Here is a 15,992-nt window from a genome sequence, read left to right on the forward strand (position 1 = left end):
GTGGGGAGTGTGGTCGCGTGTCTGTCGAGTCTGTGAGTGCCCAGGGGTTCGCGCGGGAGAGCCTCACCGTCCTCCAGCACGTCATCGAGTCCGCCCGCGACGACGTGGCCGCCGCCGCCGGCCTGGTCGCCGAGTGTGTGCGCGCGGACGGGGTCGTCCACGCCTTCGGCACGGGCCACTCGCAGGCCCTCGTCCTCGAACTCGCCGGCCGCGCCGGCGGACTGGTCCCCACCAACCGGCTGAGCATCGCCGACCTCGTCCTCTACGGTGGCGAGAACCCGTCCGTCCTCGACGACCCGCTCCTCGAACGGCAGCCCGGGGTGGCCCGGCGGATCTACGACCTCGCCGCCCCGAACCCCCAGGACCTGTTCGTCGTCATCTCCAACTCCGGCGTCAACAACGTCATCGTGGAGATGGCCCTGCACGCCAAGGAGCACGGTCACCGCGTCCTGGCCCTCACCTCCCTCTCCCACACCCGGGCCGTCCCCGCCGCCCATCCCAGCGGGCGGAAGCTGGCCGACATCGCGGACGTCGTCCTCGACAACGCGGCCCCGCGCGGCGACTCCCTGCTCGAACTGCCCGGCGGCGGTTCGGTCTGCGCCCTGTCCACGCTCACCGGCGTGATGCTCGTCCAGATGACCGTCGCCGAAGCGGCCGGACGCCTCCTCGCCGCCGGCGAGCGCCCCCCGGTCTATGTCTCGGCCAATGTGCCCGGGGGCTTCGAGGGCAACCTGGAGCTGGAGAAGAAGTACGCGGGCCGGATCCGCCGCACCGCGAGCTGAACCGCACGGCAGGAGACGGCCGGGGTCCCCCACCATCGGGGCCCCGGCCGTTCGCGTCCCACTACCGCCGGCCCGTGTGTCAATGGGGCGTCGGGGATCGGCTACGTCCGAGGCATTGACGCCGACCGCCTGTGCTCCCACACTGGCCTGACTACGTAGTCAAGCAAGCTCTTTCTATCCGGATGCCGCGACTGACTACGTAGTCCATGCCTGTGCCGCCCCCCTGGGAGCCCTCATGACGACGACCGGAGCCGAAGGCGGCCGTCGCCGTCGTGGCCCCGGCATGACCGAGGTCGCGCGGGCCGCCGGAGTGTCGCAGAAGACCGTCTCTCGGGTCGTCAACGGCGAGCCGCATGTCAGCCCCGAAGTGCGCGACCGCGTCCTGAGGGTCATCCGCGAACTGGACTACCGTCCCAACACCGCGGCCCGCGCCCTGCTCCTCGGCCGCTACCGGCGGATCGGCGTGGTCTCGCTGGGCAGTTCGCTCTACGGCCCGTCGACCCTGCTCATCGCCCTGGAACGGGCGATGCAGCGCGCCGGGTACTCCGTCGCCCTGGCCAGCACCCTGGAGGGGCAGACGGTCTCGGTCGCCGTGGACGCGCTGCTGGAACAGGGCGTGGACGGGATCGTGCTGTCCGAGCCCATCGACGACGGCACGCCGCTCAGGCTCAGCGCCGATGTGCCGGTGGTCAGCGTCGGCGAGGGCGTGGAACTCGCCCAGGGCGCCTGCGCCGTGGTCGGCGGCGACGGCATCGCGGCCGCCCGGATCGCCACCGAGCATCTGCTGTCCCTGGGCCACCGCACCGTCTGGCACCTGCCCGGCCCGCAGGACTGGTGGGCCGCCCGTGACCGTATGCGCGGCTGGCGCGAGGCCCTCGCCGCCGCCGGCGCGCCCGAACCGCCCCTGCCGTCACCCGGCGACTGGAGCCCGGCCTCCGGGTACGCCGCCGGACGGCAGCTCGCCGGACTCTCCGATGTGACCGCCGTGTTCGCCGCCAACGACGACATGGCCATCGGCGCCCTGCGCGCGTTCGCCGACGCGGGCCGCGCCGTCCCCGGCGACGTGAGCGTCGTCGGCTACGACGACATCCCCGCCGCCGCCTATCTCTCCCCGCCGCTGACCACCGTCCGGCAGAACTTCGCCGCCGTCGCCGACCGCGCCGTCGACGTACTGATCGCCCTGATCGAGGGCCGCCCGACACCGGCCGAACCCGCCGACCAGGCGGTCGAGTTGACGGTACGGGCCTCCACCGGCACCCCGGTACGGGACCTGGGCCCCGCGCAACCCCCCTCGTAGCCGCACCACGTGAGGAGTCACGTGTGTACACCCCGCCATCCCCTGCCCCTACGACCCGCCGCGCCCTGCTGCGCGGAGCCCTCGGCCTCGGTACGGCCGCCGCGCTCTCCGCCTGCGGACAGGGCGATACGACGCCCCGTACCTCCGGCGACGTCACCCTCTCCCTGTGGACCCACGACCCGGGCTACGAGGCGTTCTTCGTGAAGGGCGTCCCGGAGGCCGACCGGGCCACCGACTTCCGCTACCACCTGAAGGTCACCCGCTCCGGGCCCCCGGACATCGTCACCAAGCTGCTCGCCCAGGCCGTCGCCGGACGCGGCACACCCGACATGGTGGGCTTCGAGATCGGCAGCTTCCCGCGCATGCTGCGCGGCGACATCGCCGAGCGGCTGCTGCACGACTTCACGCCCGACATCGAGGCCGTGCCCGGGCTCAAGGACGATCTGCTGCCCGCCCGCACCGCCCCCTTCAGCAGGGACGGCCATGTCTACGCCTTCGACTCGGACACCCCGATGGTCGTGTACTTCCACCGCGAGGACCTTTTCGACGAGTACGGGCTGCTCCAAGGCGACCAGACCTGGGAGGAGTTCGCCGAGGCCGGCGCCCGGGTGTACCGGGATCACAAGGCCTCGATGTGCGTCGTCTCCACGGTGGGCAGCGACCCGGGACAGGTCGTGCAGTCCTTCCAGATGCTGCTCTACCAGCGCGGGGGCGAGTTCTTCGACGCCGACGGGAAGCTGCGGCTCGACTCGCCGGAGGCCGAGGAGGTGCTGCGGTTCCTCTGCGAGGGACTGCGCAGCGGGTTCGTCATCGACGTGGCCGACTACTACGGGGCCGCCATGCAGACCGCGCTGAAGCAGGGCCGGGTCATCGGGCTGCCCATGGCGATCTGGTACAAGAACTACGGCCTGCTGCCCAATGTGCCCGAGCAGAAGGGCAAGTGGCGGGTGCGGGCGCTGCCACGATTCGCGGGGGGTGGCGGAGTGACCGCCGCGCTCGGCGGTACCGGGTTCGGTGTCGTCAAGGACAAGGCCAACACCCGGGCCGCGACGGAGTTCCTCTTCAAGACGTGGCTGACCCACGAGGGCCAGGTGCGGCGGTTCACCGAGACCGGGTATCTGCCGACGCGGCGGTCCGTGTACGAGGATCCGCGGCTGGGGGCGTACCGGGACGAATTCTGCGGTGGGCAGCGGCTGTTCGGGCTCTATCGCTCGCTGTTGCGGGATGTGCCGGCGTTCCATCAGAGTCCGGACCAGTCGATTCTCTACGACGTTCTGGCGGGCAACCTGTTGCGCGCCTATCGCGGCAGCCTGACCCCACGGCAGGCCCTGAAGCAGACCGCTGCGGATTTTCGTGACCAGGCCGGGCGGTAGTTCGTCTGCGGCGCCGTTGTGGCTTGTCGCGCAGTTCCCCGCGCCCCTTTCGGGGCGCTGTTCAGGAGGTCCCTCATCATGACCACCGCCCTGGCCGGGCCGAGTCGATCCGCCCGTGAGCGCGTCGGTGAGACGAACACGGGGCGCCGCCCAAAGCGATCCTGGGCGCCCTACCTCTTCATCTCGCCCTTCTATCTCCTCTACGTCCTTTTCATGCTGGTCCCGGTCGGGGTCTCCATGTGGCTGAGTCTCACCGAGTGGGTGGGGCTCGGGACCCCGCGCTGGGTGGGGCTGCGCAACTACCGGCTGCTCGCCACCGACATCAGCTTCCACCGGGCCCTCGGGAACACCGCCGCCTTCGTGCTGGTCGCGGTCTGTGTCGTCGTGCCGCTCGCGCTGCTGATCGCCCAGGCGCTCAACGCCAAGGGGCTAAGGGCACGTGACCTGTGGCGGACCGCCTACTTCGTGCCGATCGTCGTCTCCCCGATCCTCGTCGCCCTGGTCTTCGGTCTGATCTTCGACCGGCAGTTCGGGCTCGCCAACGCGGTGCTGCGGGCGCTGTTCGGCACCGGCGGTGTCGACTGGCTCGGTGATCCCGGCATGGCCAAGGTGAGCATCGCCCTGGTCATGCTGTGGCGCTGGACCGGCTACCTCACCGTCTTCTTCCTCGCCGGGCTCCAGAACGTGCCCCGTGAGCTGTACGAGGCGGCCGCGATCGACGGGGCGGGGCGGCTGCGCACCTTCGCCACCGTCACCCTGCCGGCGCTGAAGCCGGTGACGGCGTTCGTCGTCGTCACCTCCTTCATCGGCGCGGCCCAGATCTTCGAGGAGCCGTATCTGCTGACCGGCGGCGGACCGGCCGAGTCGACCCTCTCGGTGACCATGTTCATCTACCGGGCCGCCTTCCAGCGCCAGCAGTTCGGCTACGCGGCGGCCGCCGCCGTCGTCCTCTTCGTCCTCGTCTTCGGCCTCAGCCGGCTCTTCAACCGTCTCCTCGGCATCGGGAGGGCCACCTCATGACACGCGCCCGACTGCCCCTCTACGCCTTCCTCGTCCTGCTGTTCCTGGGCTTCCTCGCCCCGCTGCTGTGGGCGCTGAGCGGCTCGTTCAAGCCGCGCGGCGAGATCTTCGGCTATCCGCCGAAGCTGGTCCCCGACCCGTTCACCCTGGACAACTACCGCACCTTGCTCACCGAGCAGCCCTTCGGCCGCTGGTTCCTGATGAGCACGGTGGTCGCCGTCGTCGCCACCACCGTGTCCGTCTTCGTCTGCGCGCTGGCCGGCTACGGCTTCGCCAAGTTCCGCTTCGCCGGGAAGCGGCTGCTGTTCAACGTCATGTTCAGTTCGCTGTCGATCCCGTTCGCCGTCGTCCTCGTGCCGCTGTTCGTGATCCTCGTGAAGACCGGGCTCGGCAGCCCGTGGTTCGCGCTGATCGTGCCGTGGGTGGCGCCCGCGTTCGGGATCTTCATGATGCAGCAGTACATCGTGCAGTCCGTTCCGGACTCGGTGCTGGAGGCCGCCCGCATCGACGGGGCGGGCGAGTTCGGCATCTTCCGGACCATCGTGCTGCCGCCCTCGCTGGGCGCCCTGGCCGTCTGGCAGTTCCTGCAGAGCTACAACAGCTTCCTGTGGCCGCTGGTGCTGGTCTCCGACAGCTCCCAGTACACCCTGCCGCTGGGCCTGCAGACCCTGTTCGTGTCGGAGCAACGGCAGTACGACCTCGTGCTCGCCGGAGCCGTCCTCGCCGTCCTGCCCGCCGTCGCCCTCTTCGTGCTGCTGCGCAAGCAGCTCCTCGAAGGCCTGTCCACCGGTGCCGTAAAGGGCTGACCGTCTTCCAACTCATCCGAAGGAGAAGCATGTTCGAGCTGCCCCGACGCGTCCTGTTCGGTGCCGCGTACTACCACGAGTACCAGCCGTACGAGCGCCTCAAGGACGACCTCGACCTGATGGCCGAGGCCCGCTTCACGGTGATCCGCGTCGGCGAGTCGGTGTGGTCCACCTGGGAGCCCGAGAACGGCCGCTTCGACCTCGACTGGCTCCAGCCGGTCCTGGACGGCGCGCACGAGCGGGGCATCTCGGTCATCCTCGGGACGCCGACGTACGCGGTTCCGCCGTGGCTGGCCCGGCAGTACCCGGAGATCGCGGGCGAGTCCCGCACCGGTGAGCGCCTCGGCTGGGGGGCCCGGCAGGAGGTCGACTTCACCCACCCCGCGTTCCGCTTCCACGCCGAGCGGATCATCCGCAAGGTCGTCGGCCGGTACGCCGGCCACCCGGCGGTCATCGGCTTCCAGGTGGACAACGAACCGGGACTGCACCTCTTCCACAACCACGGCGTCTTCCAGCGCTTCACCGACGAACTGCGCGAGCGCTACGGCGACGTGGAGACCCTCAACCGCGAATGGGGCCTGGTCTACTGGTCGCACCGGCTGTCCACCTGGGCCGATCTGTGGATGCCGGACGGCAACGCCCAGCCGCAGTACGACCTGGCCTGGCGGCGCTTCCAGGCCCGGCTCACCACCGAGTTCATCGCCTGGCAGGCCGAGATCGTCCGCGAGTACGCCCGCCCCGGCCAGTTCGTCACCACCTGCATCTCCTACGACCGCCAGGGCGTCGAGGACGACCGGCTCACCGAGCGCCTCGACGTCACCGCCGGCAACCCGTACTACACGATGCAGGACGCGCTGGCCCTGCCCGATGTGAACGGGGACGGGCAGCACTGGACGACCAACGGCACCTGGGCGCTGTACCGCAGCGCCGACCGCATGTACTCCTCCCGCCAGGAGCCCTACCTGGTCACCGAGACCAACGCGCAGGCCATCAGCGGGCCGTGGGACAACCGCCCCGCCTACGACGGCCAGTGGCGCCAGGCCGCCTGGGCGCTGATCTCCCGCGGCGCCTCGATGATCGAGTACTGGCACTGGCACACCCTGCACTTCGGCACCGAGACCTACTGGGGCGGCATCCTTCCGCACAACGGCAGGCCAGGCCGCGTCTACCGTGAACTGGCGGCACTGGGAGCGGAGTTGGAGAAGGCCGGTGAGCTCGTGTCGGCCCTCACCCCGGACGCCGACGTCGCCTTCCTGTACGACAGTCCCAGCAAGTGGGCGCTCAAGGGCCAGCCGCCGCTCGCCGATGCCGACGGAAACCCGGACGGGCGGTCGTACGAGACCATTTTCGACGCCTTCTACCGCGGCGCCTTCGACGCGGGACTCCAGGCACGTGTCCTGCATCCCGGGCAGCTCCCGGACGCCGACCTGCCGCCCCTGCTTGTCGTCCCCGCCTACTATGCCGCCGACGACTCGGTCCTCGACCGGCTCCGCGCCTACGCCGAGGCCGGCGGCCATCTCGTCCTCGGCCCGCGCACCGGCTACGGCGACACCGAGGCCAGGGCCCGCACCGACCTCCAGCCGGGCCGGCTGGCCGAGGCGGCCGGGGTGACGTACGACGAGTTCAGCAACCTGCGCGACCCGCTGCCCGTCACCGGAACGGAAGCCCTCCCCCTCCCGGCCGACGCGCACGCCCTGCACTGGGCGGACGGACTGCGACCGCAGGGCGCCGAGACGCTGGCGGCATACACGCATCCGCACTTCGGCCGCTGGCCCGCGATCACCACGCACCGCCACGGCACCGGCCGCGTCACCTACGTCGGCACCGTGCCCGACCCCGTCCTCGCCCGGGCCCTGTTCGACCGGTACGCCCCGGATGGTGCCTGGCGCCCCGCCCACCCGAGCGTCACGGCGGGCTCGGCGACCGCCCGGGACGGCCGCCGCGTGCGCTTCCTGCACAACTGGTCGTGGGACGAGGTGTCCGTGCCGGTGCCCGCGGCCGTGCGGGACGTGCTGTCGGAGACCGTGTACACCGACGCGGTGCCGCTCGGGCCGTGGGACGTGAAGGTGCTTCAGGACGAGACGCCGTAGCAACCGTCCTTTCCGGCCTGGGAGTTCCGGCCGCCTGTTCGCTGGGCATCGTGTCAGGGGCGTGGGCCGCGCCGCCCCGGAGGGGGAGCGGGCGGGCCCTGTCGGCCGGCGAAGGGATGGGAAGCCATGACGTCACCGCTGCCCCCGGGAGAGACGCTGCCACAGCCGTTGCTGAACCCGCCGGCGTCGGTCGCGGTGTTCCTGGTCGCCACGATCGAACCCGGCGGGGAGGCCGCCGTCCGGGAGGCGCTGGGCTCCCTCGCGGGCCTGGTGCGGTCCGTCGGCTTCCCCAGCCCCGACGGTGGTCTCGGCTGTGTCGCCGGGGTCGGATCCCGGGTCTGGGGACGGCTGTTCGACGGCCCGCGGCCCGCCGAACTGCACCCGTTCCGCGAACTGGCCGGGCCCCGGCACCACGCCCCGGCCACCCCGGGCGACCTGTTCTTCCACATCAAGGCCGCCCGCACCGACCTGTGCTTCGCCCTCGCCGCCGAGCTGGTACGGCGGCTGCGCGACGCGGTCACCGTGAGGGACGAGACGCAGGCCTTCGCCTACTTCGACTCACGCAACCTCCTCGGCTTCGTCGACGGCACCGAGAACCCCGTCGGCCGGCCCGCGGCCGACGCGGCACTGGTCGGCGAGGAGGATCCCGCCTTCCGCGGCGGCAGCTACGCGATGGTGCAGAAGTACCTGCACGACGTGGACGCGTGGGACGCCCTCGCCGTGGAGGCCCAGGAGAAGGTGATAGGACGCACCAAGCTCACCAACCTCGAACTCGACGCGCCCGGCTCCCACAAGGACGTCAACACCGTCCTCGGCCCGGACGGCTCCGAGCAGAAGGTCCTGCGCTCCGCGATGCCGTTCGGCAGGCCGGGGCACGGGGAGTTCGGCACGTACTTCGTCGCCTACGCGCGCACGCCCGCGATACCCGAGACGATGCTGCGCAAGATGTTCCTCGGCGAGCCGGGCTCGGGGCCCGACCCGCTGCTGGACTACTCACGGGCCGTCACCGGAAGCCTGTTCTTCGTGCCGCCGGCGGGATTCCTGGAGGACCTGCCGGAGGGGTGACAGCGGCCGCCCGGCCGGACCGCCGGACAGCGGGGTGCTCGCGCGCCCGGCGCATTCGGGGCCGCTGAGCAGGACGGCGGTGAGGGGGCGTGCACATACTGGTGAGAGTGTTGTCGTCCTCAGATGCGCCGCTCAAGTTCCTGTCGGCCGATGGTGGAGGCCGCGTGATCTGGCCAGTGCTGTCCTCCATGCTCCCCGGGTCCGTGCTGCCCGTCATCGGCCGGCTGCTGCGCCCCCGCACGCCCCGGGTGTGGCGGACCCCTGGGGGCGCGCAGGTCGAGATCCGGCGCCTGGGAGGGCCCGGGACGGTGCGCGCGGCGCGCGAGCTGGAGGCCGCGCTGCGCCGGACGGAGGGTGTGAGCCGTGCCGAGGTGAACGGCACGCTGGGATGCGTGTACGTCGGTTGCGCGCCGGAGACCGATCTGGAGCGCGTCGCGGGCCTCGTCGCCGCCGCGGACGCCGCCGAGCAGGCGGAAGACGGAGGCGCCCCCCGCCCCGGTGGTGCCGGCCCGTCGCGGTCCCCGGTCGGCTTCCCGGGGGCGGTGGGGCCGCGGGCCGGGGCGGCTGTCCGGCTCGGCGCGGGCCTGATGGGCGTGGCGGTGGCGTCGGTGGGCGACATGATGCGGCTGAGGGGCCTGCCGCCGGCGGTGCTGTCCGCGATCCAGTTCGTGGAGTCCGCGCCCCAGCTGCGTGAGGGCATCACCCGGCGGCTCGGCGAGACGGCCACCGAACGGACCTTCGCCGTGGCGAACCTGCTGGTGACGACGCTGACGTTCCGGCCGCTCGGCGCCACGGTGGCCGCTGTCGTGTCGTGGTCCCGGTACGCGGAGGTGCAGGCTCGCCGCAGGGCGTGGGGGGACTGGTCGCGTCGGCTGGCCGTGCACGAGGGGAGCTACCGTCACGACGCGCTGCCCGGTCAGGAGCGGCCCGCCCCGCTGCCACCGGGGCCGGGCGACCGGTACGCCGCGGTGGCGGCTCCGGTGTCCCTCGGGGCCTACGCGCTGACGGCGGTCGGCGCGCTCAGCCATGACCGGGGCCTGGCGCTGCTGATCTCGGGCACGCCGCGCGGCCCTCGGCTCGGCGGTGAGTCGTTCTCGTCCACGGTGGGCCGGGCCCTCTCCGACCGCGGGGCACTGGTGCTACGTCCGGAACGACTGCGCCGCCTGGACCGGATCGACACCGTGGTCCTCGACGCCCGGGTGCTGGCCGACGGCGGCTGGACGGTCGAGGGTGTGACGCGCCTGACGCCGCCCGGCGCCCCGCAGGACGGTTCGGACGACGATGAACTGTACGCGCGGATCCACGAGTTGATCGAGCCCGGTGGCCCGGCCGGGTGGCGGACCGGGCGCGGCGCCGACCCGCTGCCAACGCGGCGGCAGGGAGGCTGGGAGCTGCGGCCGTTCACCGGCACGGACACCCTCCCGGACGGGGGTCCCGGCAGCACCCCGGCACATGCCGTGGACGGCGTCGCCGTACCCGACGGGACGGCCGCCACGGCCCGGCGGTGGGCCGAGGAAGGCGCGCAGGTCATGCTCCTGCTGCGGGAGGGCAGGCCGGTGGCCGTGACCGGCCTCGTCCCCCAACTGCATCCGCTCGCCCACCATGTGGTGCGCGCGGCACGGGAGTGCGGCCGCGTGCGGCTGGTGGGCGGCCCGCCGGGGCTGCACCGCCGGTTCGGGCTTCCCGAGGCCGCGCCCACCGGGCACCGGCGCACGGCCGCCCTGGTCCGCTCCCTGCAGGCGGACGGCCACGGTGTCGCGGTGGTCTCGGCGCGGACCCGGCGCGCCCTGGTCCGTGCGGACCTGGGCATCGGAGTGATCGCCGTGCCACGGCACGTGCCCTGGGACGCTGATGTCGCCGCCCCGCCCGATGTCGTCCACCTGCTGCTGACGGCCCTGCCGGAGGCCCGGCGGATCGGCCGGCTCTGCGCGCGGCTGGAGGCCGGCGGCGCCGTGGCGGGCTCGGCCCTCGCGCTCCTGGTCCCCCGCCCGCGGGCCTGGGCGCGGGCCCGCCTGGTGACCGACGCGGTGACCATCGCCGGGATCGCGGCGGGGTTCTGGGCGGGATGGCGGTTGCACGGGCGCCCGGCCCCGGCCGCCGCGGAGCGCACCCCCTGGCACGCGATGACGGTACGTCAGGTGATGACCCGGCTCGGTACGTCGTCCAGGGGGCTGCACGAGGCCGAGGCCGTCCGGCGGCGGCAGCTCGCGGGCCATGACCGGCACGACGGTGCCATCACCCTGGTCGGCCGGATCGCCGAGGAGCTGGCCAATCCGCTCACTCCCGTCCTCGCGGTCGGCGGCGGCATCTCGGCGGCGCTGGGTTCCCTCGTGGACGCCGTGCTGATCGGCGGGGTGCTCGGCGTGGACGCGCTCGTCGGCGGTGTGCAGCAGCAGAAGGCCGACCAGGAGGCGGAGCGGCTGGTCGAGGCCACCTCGGCGCGGGTGCGGGTACGCCGGCCGGACCGGACGGAGCCGGACTGGGCGGCCGGTGAGCACCTGGTGCGCGGCGATGTGATCGAGCTGCGGGCGGGGGACGCGGTTCCGGCGGACTGCCGGGTGGTGCGGGCGCAGAACCTGGAGGTGGACGAGTCCAGTCTGACCGGTGAGTCGCTGCCGGTCGTCAAGAGCGCCGCGCCGTCCGCGGCCCGGGCGGTCGCCGACCGGACCTCGATGCTCTACCAGGGGACGACGGTGGCGGCCGGCGAGGCGCTGGCCGTGGTCGTCGCCACCGGGACGGCCACGGAGGCGGGCAGCGCGGCCGAGGCGGCCCCGGAGGGCGGGCCGCCGGAGAGCGGGGTGGAGCGGCGGCTGAAGGCGCTGGGGCGGTGGTTCCTGCCGGTGTCCGTCGCGGCGGGCGTCGTCCTGTTCGCCATCGACCTGATGCGCCGACGGCCGCTGGGCGCCGCCCTGGGGTCCGCGGTCAGCCTGTGCGTCGCGGCCGTGCCCGAGGGGCTGCCGTTCATCGCGACGGTCGCGGAGCTGGCCGCCGCCCGCCGGTTGTCCACCCGCGACACCCTGGTCCGCAGTGCCTCGACCATCGAGGCGCTGGGCCGTACCGATGTGCTGTGCTTCGACAAGACCGGCACGCTCACCGAGGGCCGGATCAGCCTGCGGCAGGTGTCCGACGGCCTCGAGCGCCGTCCGCCCGACCGGCTCACCCCGGCGCTGCGCAGGGTTCTGGCCACAGCGGCCCTGGCGGGTCCCCAGGGGCCGGCCGCGTCGCACGCCCATCCCACCGACCGGGCCATCGCCGCCGGGGCCGAGCTGCTCGGTGCCGCCCCGCCCCGGGCCGCCGGGCTCGGCTCGGACACCTGGGAGCAGCTGGCGGAGCTGCCGTTCGAGCCGGGCCGCGGCTACCACGCCGTGCTGGGACGGGTCGACGCCCAGGTGCGGATCGCCGTCAAGGGCGCCCCGGAGGTCGTACTGGCCCGTTGCGACCGCGTCCGCCGGGGCGAGACGACCGAGCGGTTCGACGAGGGGCGGCGCGCGGAGATCGAGGCGGAGGTCGACCGGCTCGCGCGCAACGGCCTGAGGGTCCTCGCGGTCGCGGAGCGGGTCGCGCCCGCGCAGCCGCCGGGCGCTTCGCCGGGCCTCGGCGAAGGTCCGGACCTCGACGAGAGTGTCGACGGGCTGTGTCTGCTGGGCCTGCTGGGTCTCGCGGACCCGGTGCGGGCCACCGCCGCCGAGAGCGTCAGCCGGCTGTCGCGGGCGGGGGTGCGCATCGTCATGCTCACCGGGGACCATCCCAGCACGGCCGCGGCGATCGCCAGGGAACTGCGGCCCGAGGAGGAGCCGCGGCTGATGACCGGGGCGGAGCTGGACGCACTGGACGACGCGTCCCTCACCCGGACGCTGCCGGACGTCACGGTGTTCGCGCGGGTCACCCCCGCGCACAAGGTCCGGATCGTCACCGCGCTGCGCACGGCCGGCCGGGTCGTCGCCGTCACCGGCGACGGCGCCAACGACGCGCCCGCCATCCGCATCGCCGACGTCGGCATCGCCCTCGGCTCGCGGGCCACGCCCGCGGCCCGATCCGCCGCCGACGTGGTGGTCACCGACGACCGCATCGAGACGATCGTCGACGCCTTCGTCGAGGGCCGGGCCATGTGGGCCTCGGTGCGCAAGGCGCTGGGCATCCTGCTCGGCGGCAACCTCGGCGAGATCGCCTTCGTCCTGGCGACCACGCTGCTCACCGGGCGCAGTGCGCTGAACGCACGCCAGCTGCTGCTGGTCAACCTGCTCACGGACATGCTGCCCGCCATGGCCATCGCCGCCCGGCCGCCCGCCGACCACGCCGAGCGGCTGCTCGCGGAGGGACCCGAAGCCTCGCTCGGCAAGGCCCTGACCCGCCATCTGCGACTGCGCGCCGGGATCACCGCGGCCGCCGCCACCGTCGCCTGGGTCGTGGCCCGGGCGACCGGCACCCGGGCGCACGCCGACACCGTCGCGCTGGTCGCCCTGGTGGCCTCCCAGCTGCTCCAGACGCTGCAGGACGCGGGCCGCGATCCGGTGGTCGCCGTGGCCGCGGTGGGGTCTCTGGTGGTGCTGGGCGCGGTGGTGAGCGTTCCGGGGCTCAGCCATTTCTTCGGCAGCCGGCCCCTGGGCCCCGTGGGCTGGACGATCGCGCTGGCCTCGGCGACGGGGTCGGTCCTGGTGCCCGCCGTGGTGCGGTACGGCGCCGACGCGCTGACCAAAGTTTCCCCGCAGGAAACCCGGGTGAAGCCTCTCGTATGACCTCGGACCGCAGAAAGGAGTGGTACCCAGCACGACGCACTGTTCACGAAAGGCGGCTCGCCATGCCGCACATCTTCACCACGATCCTGACCCAGGTCGCGGTCGCCCTGATCGAGGCCGCCCTGGTACGGCTGTTCATGCAGCTCTGGAAGACGTTCGCCGCGAGCGGCCGTCCGGCAGCGGCCCACGCCTGACAAGACACCGCACCCGGAGCGACAGCCCAGAGGCTCCGCACAGCCTGGCGCGACATGACACGGCCTAGCCGCCCGGCAGCACGGCCGTCCCGGTGGCCGGGAAGCCCGGCGACCGCAGGACCCGGCGCCCGGCGTCCACCGCGAACACCTCGCAGTTCTCCCGGGCCGCGGCCCACTCGACGCCCTCGGCGCCCAGCGCGAACGCCGCCGTCGCGACGGTGTCGGCCTCGGTGAGGGTGGGGGCCACGACCGTGAGGCTGAGCAGCCCGGTCGCCGGGCGGCCGGTGCGCCCGTCGACGATGTGGTCGCCGCGCTCGTAGCGGGCGGATGTCGCCACGGCCCGGTCCGTGAGGTCCAGGACCGTGCACAGCCGGTCGGCGTGCTCGGGATGCCGTACGCCCACGCGCCAGGGGCCGCCGGCGGCGACCACGTCACCGCCCGCGTTGAGGCAGAAGCGCCGCGCCCCGGCCGCCGCCAGCAGCTCGGCCCCCTTCTGCACCGACCAGCCCTTCACCACGGCGCAGGGATCGAGGCCGCGCCCCGGCAGGCGCACGTCGAACGCGCCCCCGGTCGCGGCCCGGTACTCCTCGCACAGGTCCAGCACCTCGCGCAGCGCCGGGCTCGGCTCGGACACCTCCCCGCGGTCCAGCCGCGACACCTCGCTGTCCGGCCGGAACGGGCTGAACCGCGCGTCGACCTCGTGCAGCCAGGCGAAGAGTCCGTCCACCGCCGCCTCGGGGAAGCCCTTGTCGTCGATCCGGACCGACACCGGGAACCCCATGACGTGCTCGACGCGCCGCATCCCCTCAGCCCTTCGCGTCGATGGCGGCCTGGAGCGACTCCTTGTAGCCGTCGCTGGTGACCGTGGCGCCGGACACCGTGTCGATGTCGGCGCTCTGCGCCTGGAGTGTCTCCTCGATCAGTTTGGGCACGGCGGCCGTGGTCTGCGGATGGTTCGGCTGTTGCAGCATCCGTACCGAGGCGATCTTGTCGCCGGTGAAGGTCACCTCGACCTGCACCGGGCCCTTCTCGGTGTCGATCGTGGACCCCGAGACGACGGTGGAGGTGGTTCCGCCCGACGACGAGGCCGAGGGCGTGGACGCCGGCGCCGCGGTCTCCGTGACGGACGACGACGATCCGGTGTCCTGCGAGGGCGCGTAGCGCCAGACCGGGATCAGGCCCGCGACGCTCAGGACGAGGACGGGTATGGCTCGTTTCACGACAGTCTCCTCGTCATCCGGCCAGGCTGAAGCGTTCGAAGTGGACCTGCGGCTTGGGCACGCCCAGCTCGCGCAGGCTGCCGAGCACGGCGTTCATCATCGGCGGCGGGCCGCACAGGTAGACGTCCCGGCCGGTGATGTCCGGCACCAGACGGGCGAGTTCCGCAGGTGCCAGCCGGTCCGGCACGGGCGGGCCGGTGACCAGGTGCAGTTCGGCGCCCTTGGCGTGCGCGAGGTCGCGCAGTTCGTCGTAGAGGACGGCGTCCTGGTCCGTGGCCACCCGGTAGATCACGACCGCGTGGCCGCGCAGTTCCTCCAGCAGGGCCCGGATCGGCGTGACCCCGACGCCGCCCGCGATGAGCAGGGCGTCCGGGCGGGTGCGGTGCAGGGTGGTGAAGGCGCCGTAGGGGCCCTCGGCGAACACGCGCGTGCCCACCTTCAGGTGCCGCAGGGCCGCGCTGCCGTCGCCCGCCCGCTTGACGGTCAGCCGGAGCGTACGGCCGTCGGGGGCGGCGGACAGCGAGAAGGGGTTGGCCTGCCACCAGCGGTCCTTCGTCAGGAACCGCCACAGGAAGAACTGTCCGGCCCGGGCGGGCAGCCGGTCCAGGTCGCGGCCCGTGATGTAGACCGAGACCACGTTGTCGTTCTCGGGAACGACGGCCGTCACACGCAGTCGGTGACGGAGGTTGCGCCACAGCGGCAGCACCAGACGGCCCGTGAACACGGCGGCGAGGGCCGCGCCCCACACGGCGTACCAGTACGCCTTCGCCGCCGGCGACGAGGCGAACGTCGTGCCCGCCGCGACCTGGTGCGTGAACGCCAGCACCACCGCGACGTAGGTGTACAGGTGGATGAAGTGCCAGGTCTCGTAGGCCAGCCGGCGCCGGGCGGAGCGGGCCGAGACCACACCGACCGCGATGATGATCGCCAGGGCGGTGATCGCGCGCAGCACGCCCTCGACGGTCTCCGCGAGGTCCACCAGCTGGTTCACCGGGTCCAGCGAAGAGGACTGGGCGTAGCCGAAGACGATGAACACCGCGTGCGCGAGCAGCAGCCACAGCACCGAGAAGCCGGTCCAGCGGTGCCAGGACGTCAGCCGGTCCATGCCGATCCGCCGGTCGAACCAGGGCAGCCGGGCCACCAGCAGCAGCTGGAACGCCATGAGCAGCGAACCGTACAGCCCGGTCAGCCGGCCCAGCACGATGAGCGTGTTCGAGGCGAAACCGGCCTGGACGAAGAACACGGCCACCACGACCGCGTTGGCGAGCAGCACCGCGTACAGGCCGGTGCGCCCCACCACTCTGGGGCGCACGCCCGCGCGGGTCGCCGCGGGAGGTTCTTGGAGGGTCGTCACGGTCGGCAGCTCCTTGATCGGATCCTGGGACACCGAGCTTGTCCCGGAGGAGCTG

Annotated in this window: 12 protein-coding genes; 9 read left to right on the forward strand and 3 right to left on the reverse strand. The window is 72.9% G+C overall.

Translation table 11 applies throughout. The annotated features are described in order from the left end of the window. The first annotated feature begins 17 nt into the window (after positions 1 to 17). The 9 genes from ACWIF2_RS09575 (at position 18) to ACWIF2_RS09615 (ending at position 13,363) form a co-directional block, all read left to right on the forward strand. Entirely contained in the window at positions 18 to 782 is a 765-nt protein-coding gene (locus ACWIF2_RS09575; protein ID WP_454359565.1) for a sugar isomerase domain-containing protein, read from the forward strand. A gap of 235 nt (positions 783 to 1,017) precedes the next feature. Then, positions 1,018 to 2,079 (forward strand): LacI family DNA-binding transcriptional regulator, encoded by a 1,062-nt coding sequence (locus ACWIF2_RS09580; RefSeq protein WP_454359566.1) that lies wholly within the window; start codon positions 1,018 to 1,020, stop codon positions 2,077 to 2,079. A 23-nt stretch (positions 2,080 to 2,102) separates the two neighbouring features. After that, positions 2,103 to 3,452, forward strand: a complete 1,350-nt coding sequence (locus ACWIF2_RS09585) for an ABC transporter substrate-binding protein (protein WP_454359567.1) — start codon at positions 2,103 to 2,105, stop codon at positions 3,450 to 3,452. Positions 3,453 to 3,530: 78 nt separating this feature from the next. Then, the gene (locus ACWIF2_RS09590; protein WP_454359568.1) at positions 3,531 to 4,472 is read left to right on the forward strand and encodes a carbohydrate ABC transporter permease; all 942 of its coding nucleotides are present in this window, start codon (positions 3,531 to 3,533) and stop codon (positions 4,470 to 4,472) included. Further along, complete coding sequence (locus ACWIF2_RS09595; RefSeq protein ID WP_454359569.1) at positions 4,469 to 5,278, forward strand: carbohydrate ABC transporter permease; 810 nt, start codon at positions 4,469 to 4,471, stop codon at positions 5,276 to 5,278. Before ACWIF2_RS09590 ends, ACWIF2_RS09595 begins: the two co-directional genes overlap by 4 nt. Before the next feature lie 29 nt (positions 5,279 to 5,307). Then, positions 5,308 to 7,368: a beta-galactosidase gene (locus tag ACWIF2_RS09600; protein ID WP_454359570.1), complete on the forward strand. Its 2,061-nt coding sequence runs from the start codon at positions 5,308 to 5,310 to the stop codon at positions 7,366 to 7,368. Positions 7,369 to 7,494: 126 nt separating this feature from the next. After that, positions 7,495 to 8,433 carry a Dyp-type peroxidase gene (locus ACWIF2_RS09605; protein ID WP_454359571.1) on the forward strand — a complete coding sequence of 313 codons (939 nt, stop codon included), beginning with the start codon at positions 7,495 to 7,497 and terminating at the stop codon, positions 8,431 to 8,433. Between the two features lie 164 nt (positions 8,434 to 8,597). Continuing rightward, positions 8,598 to 13,169, forward strand: a complete 4,572-nt coding sequence (locus ACWIF2_RS09610; protein ID WP_454359572.1) for an HAD-IC family P-type ATPase — start codon at positions 8,598 to 8,600, stop codon at positions 13,167 to 13,169. A gap of 62 nt (positions 13,170 to 13,231) precedes the next feature. Continuing rightward, entirely contained in the window at positions 13,232 to 13,363 is a 132-nt protein-coding gene (locus ACWIF2_RS09615) for a hypothetical protein (protein WP_454359573.1), read from the forward strand. A 64-nt stretch (positions 13,364 to 13,427) separates the two neighbouring features. Here the strand turns inward: ACWIF2_RS09615 and ACWIF2_RS09620 are convergent, their stop codons facing one another. The 3 genes from ACWIF2_RS09620 to ACWIF2_RS09630 are packed head-to-tail and all read right to left on the reverse strand — an operon-like array spanning position 13,428 to position 15,937. Further along, complete coding sequence (locus ACWIF2_RS09620) at positions 13,428 to 14,165, reverse strand: FAD:protein FMN transferase (protein WP_454359574.1); 738 nt, start codon at positions 14,163 to 14,165, stop codon at positions 13,428 to 13,430. Positions 14,166 to 14,169: 4 nt separating this feature from the next. Continuing rightward, entirely contained in the window at positions 14,170 to 14,583 is a 414-nt protein-coding gene (locus ACWIF2_RS09625) for an FMN-binding protein (protein ID WP_454359575.1), read from the reverse strand. 13 nt (positions 14,584 to 14,596) lie between these two features. Continuing rightward, positions 14,597 to 15,937, reverse strand: coding sequence for a ferredoxin reductase family protein (locus ACWIF2_RS09630; RefSeq protein ID WP_454359576.1), 1,341 nt, complete (start codon positions 15,935 to 15,937; stop codon positions 14,597 to 14,599). Between the last annotated feature and the right edge of the window lie 55 nt (positions 15,938 to 15,992).

The sequence above is a fragment of the Streptomyces sp. NPDC055506 genome (genome assembly GCF_053643595.1).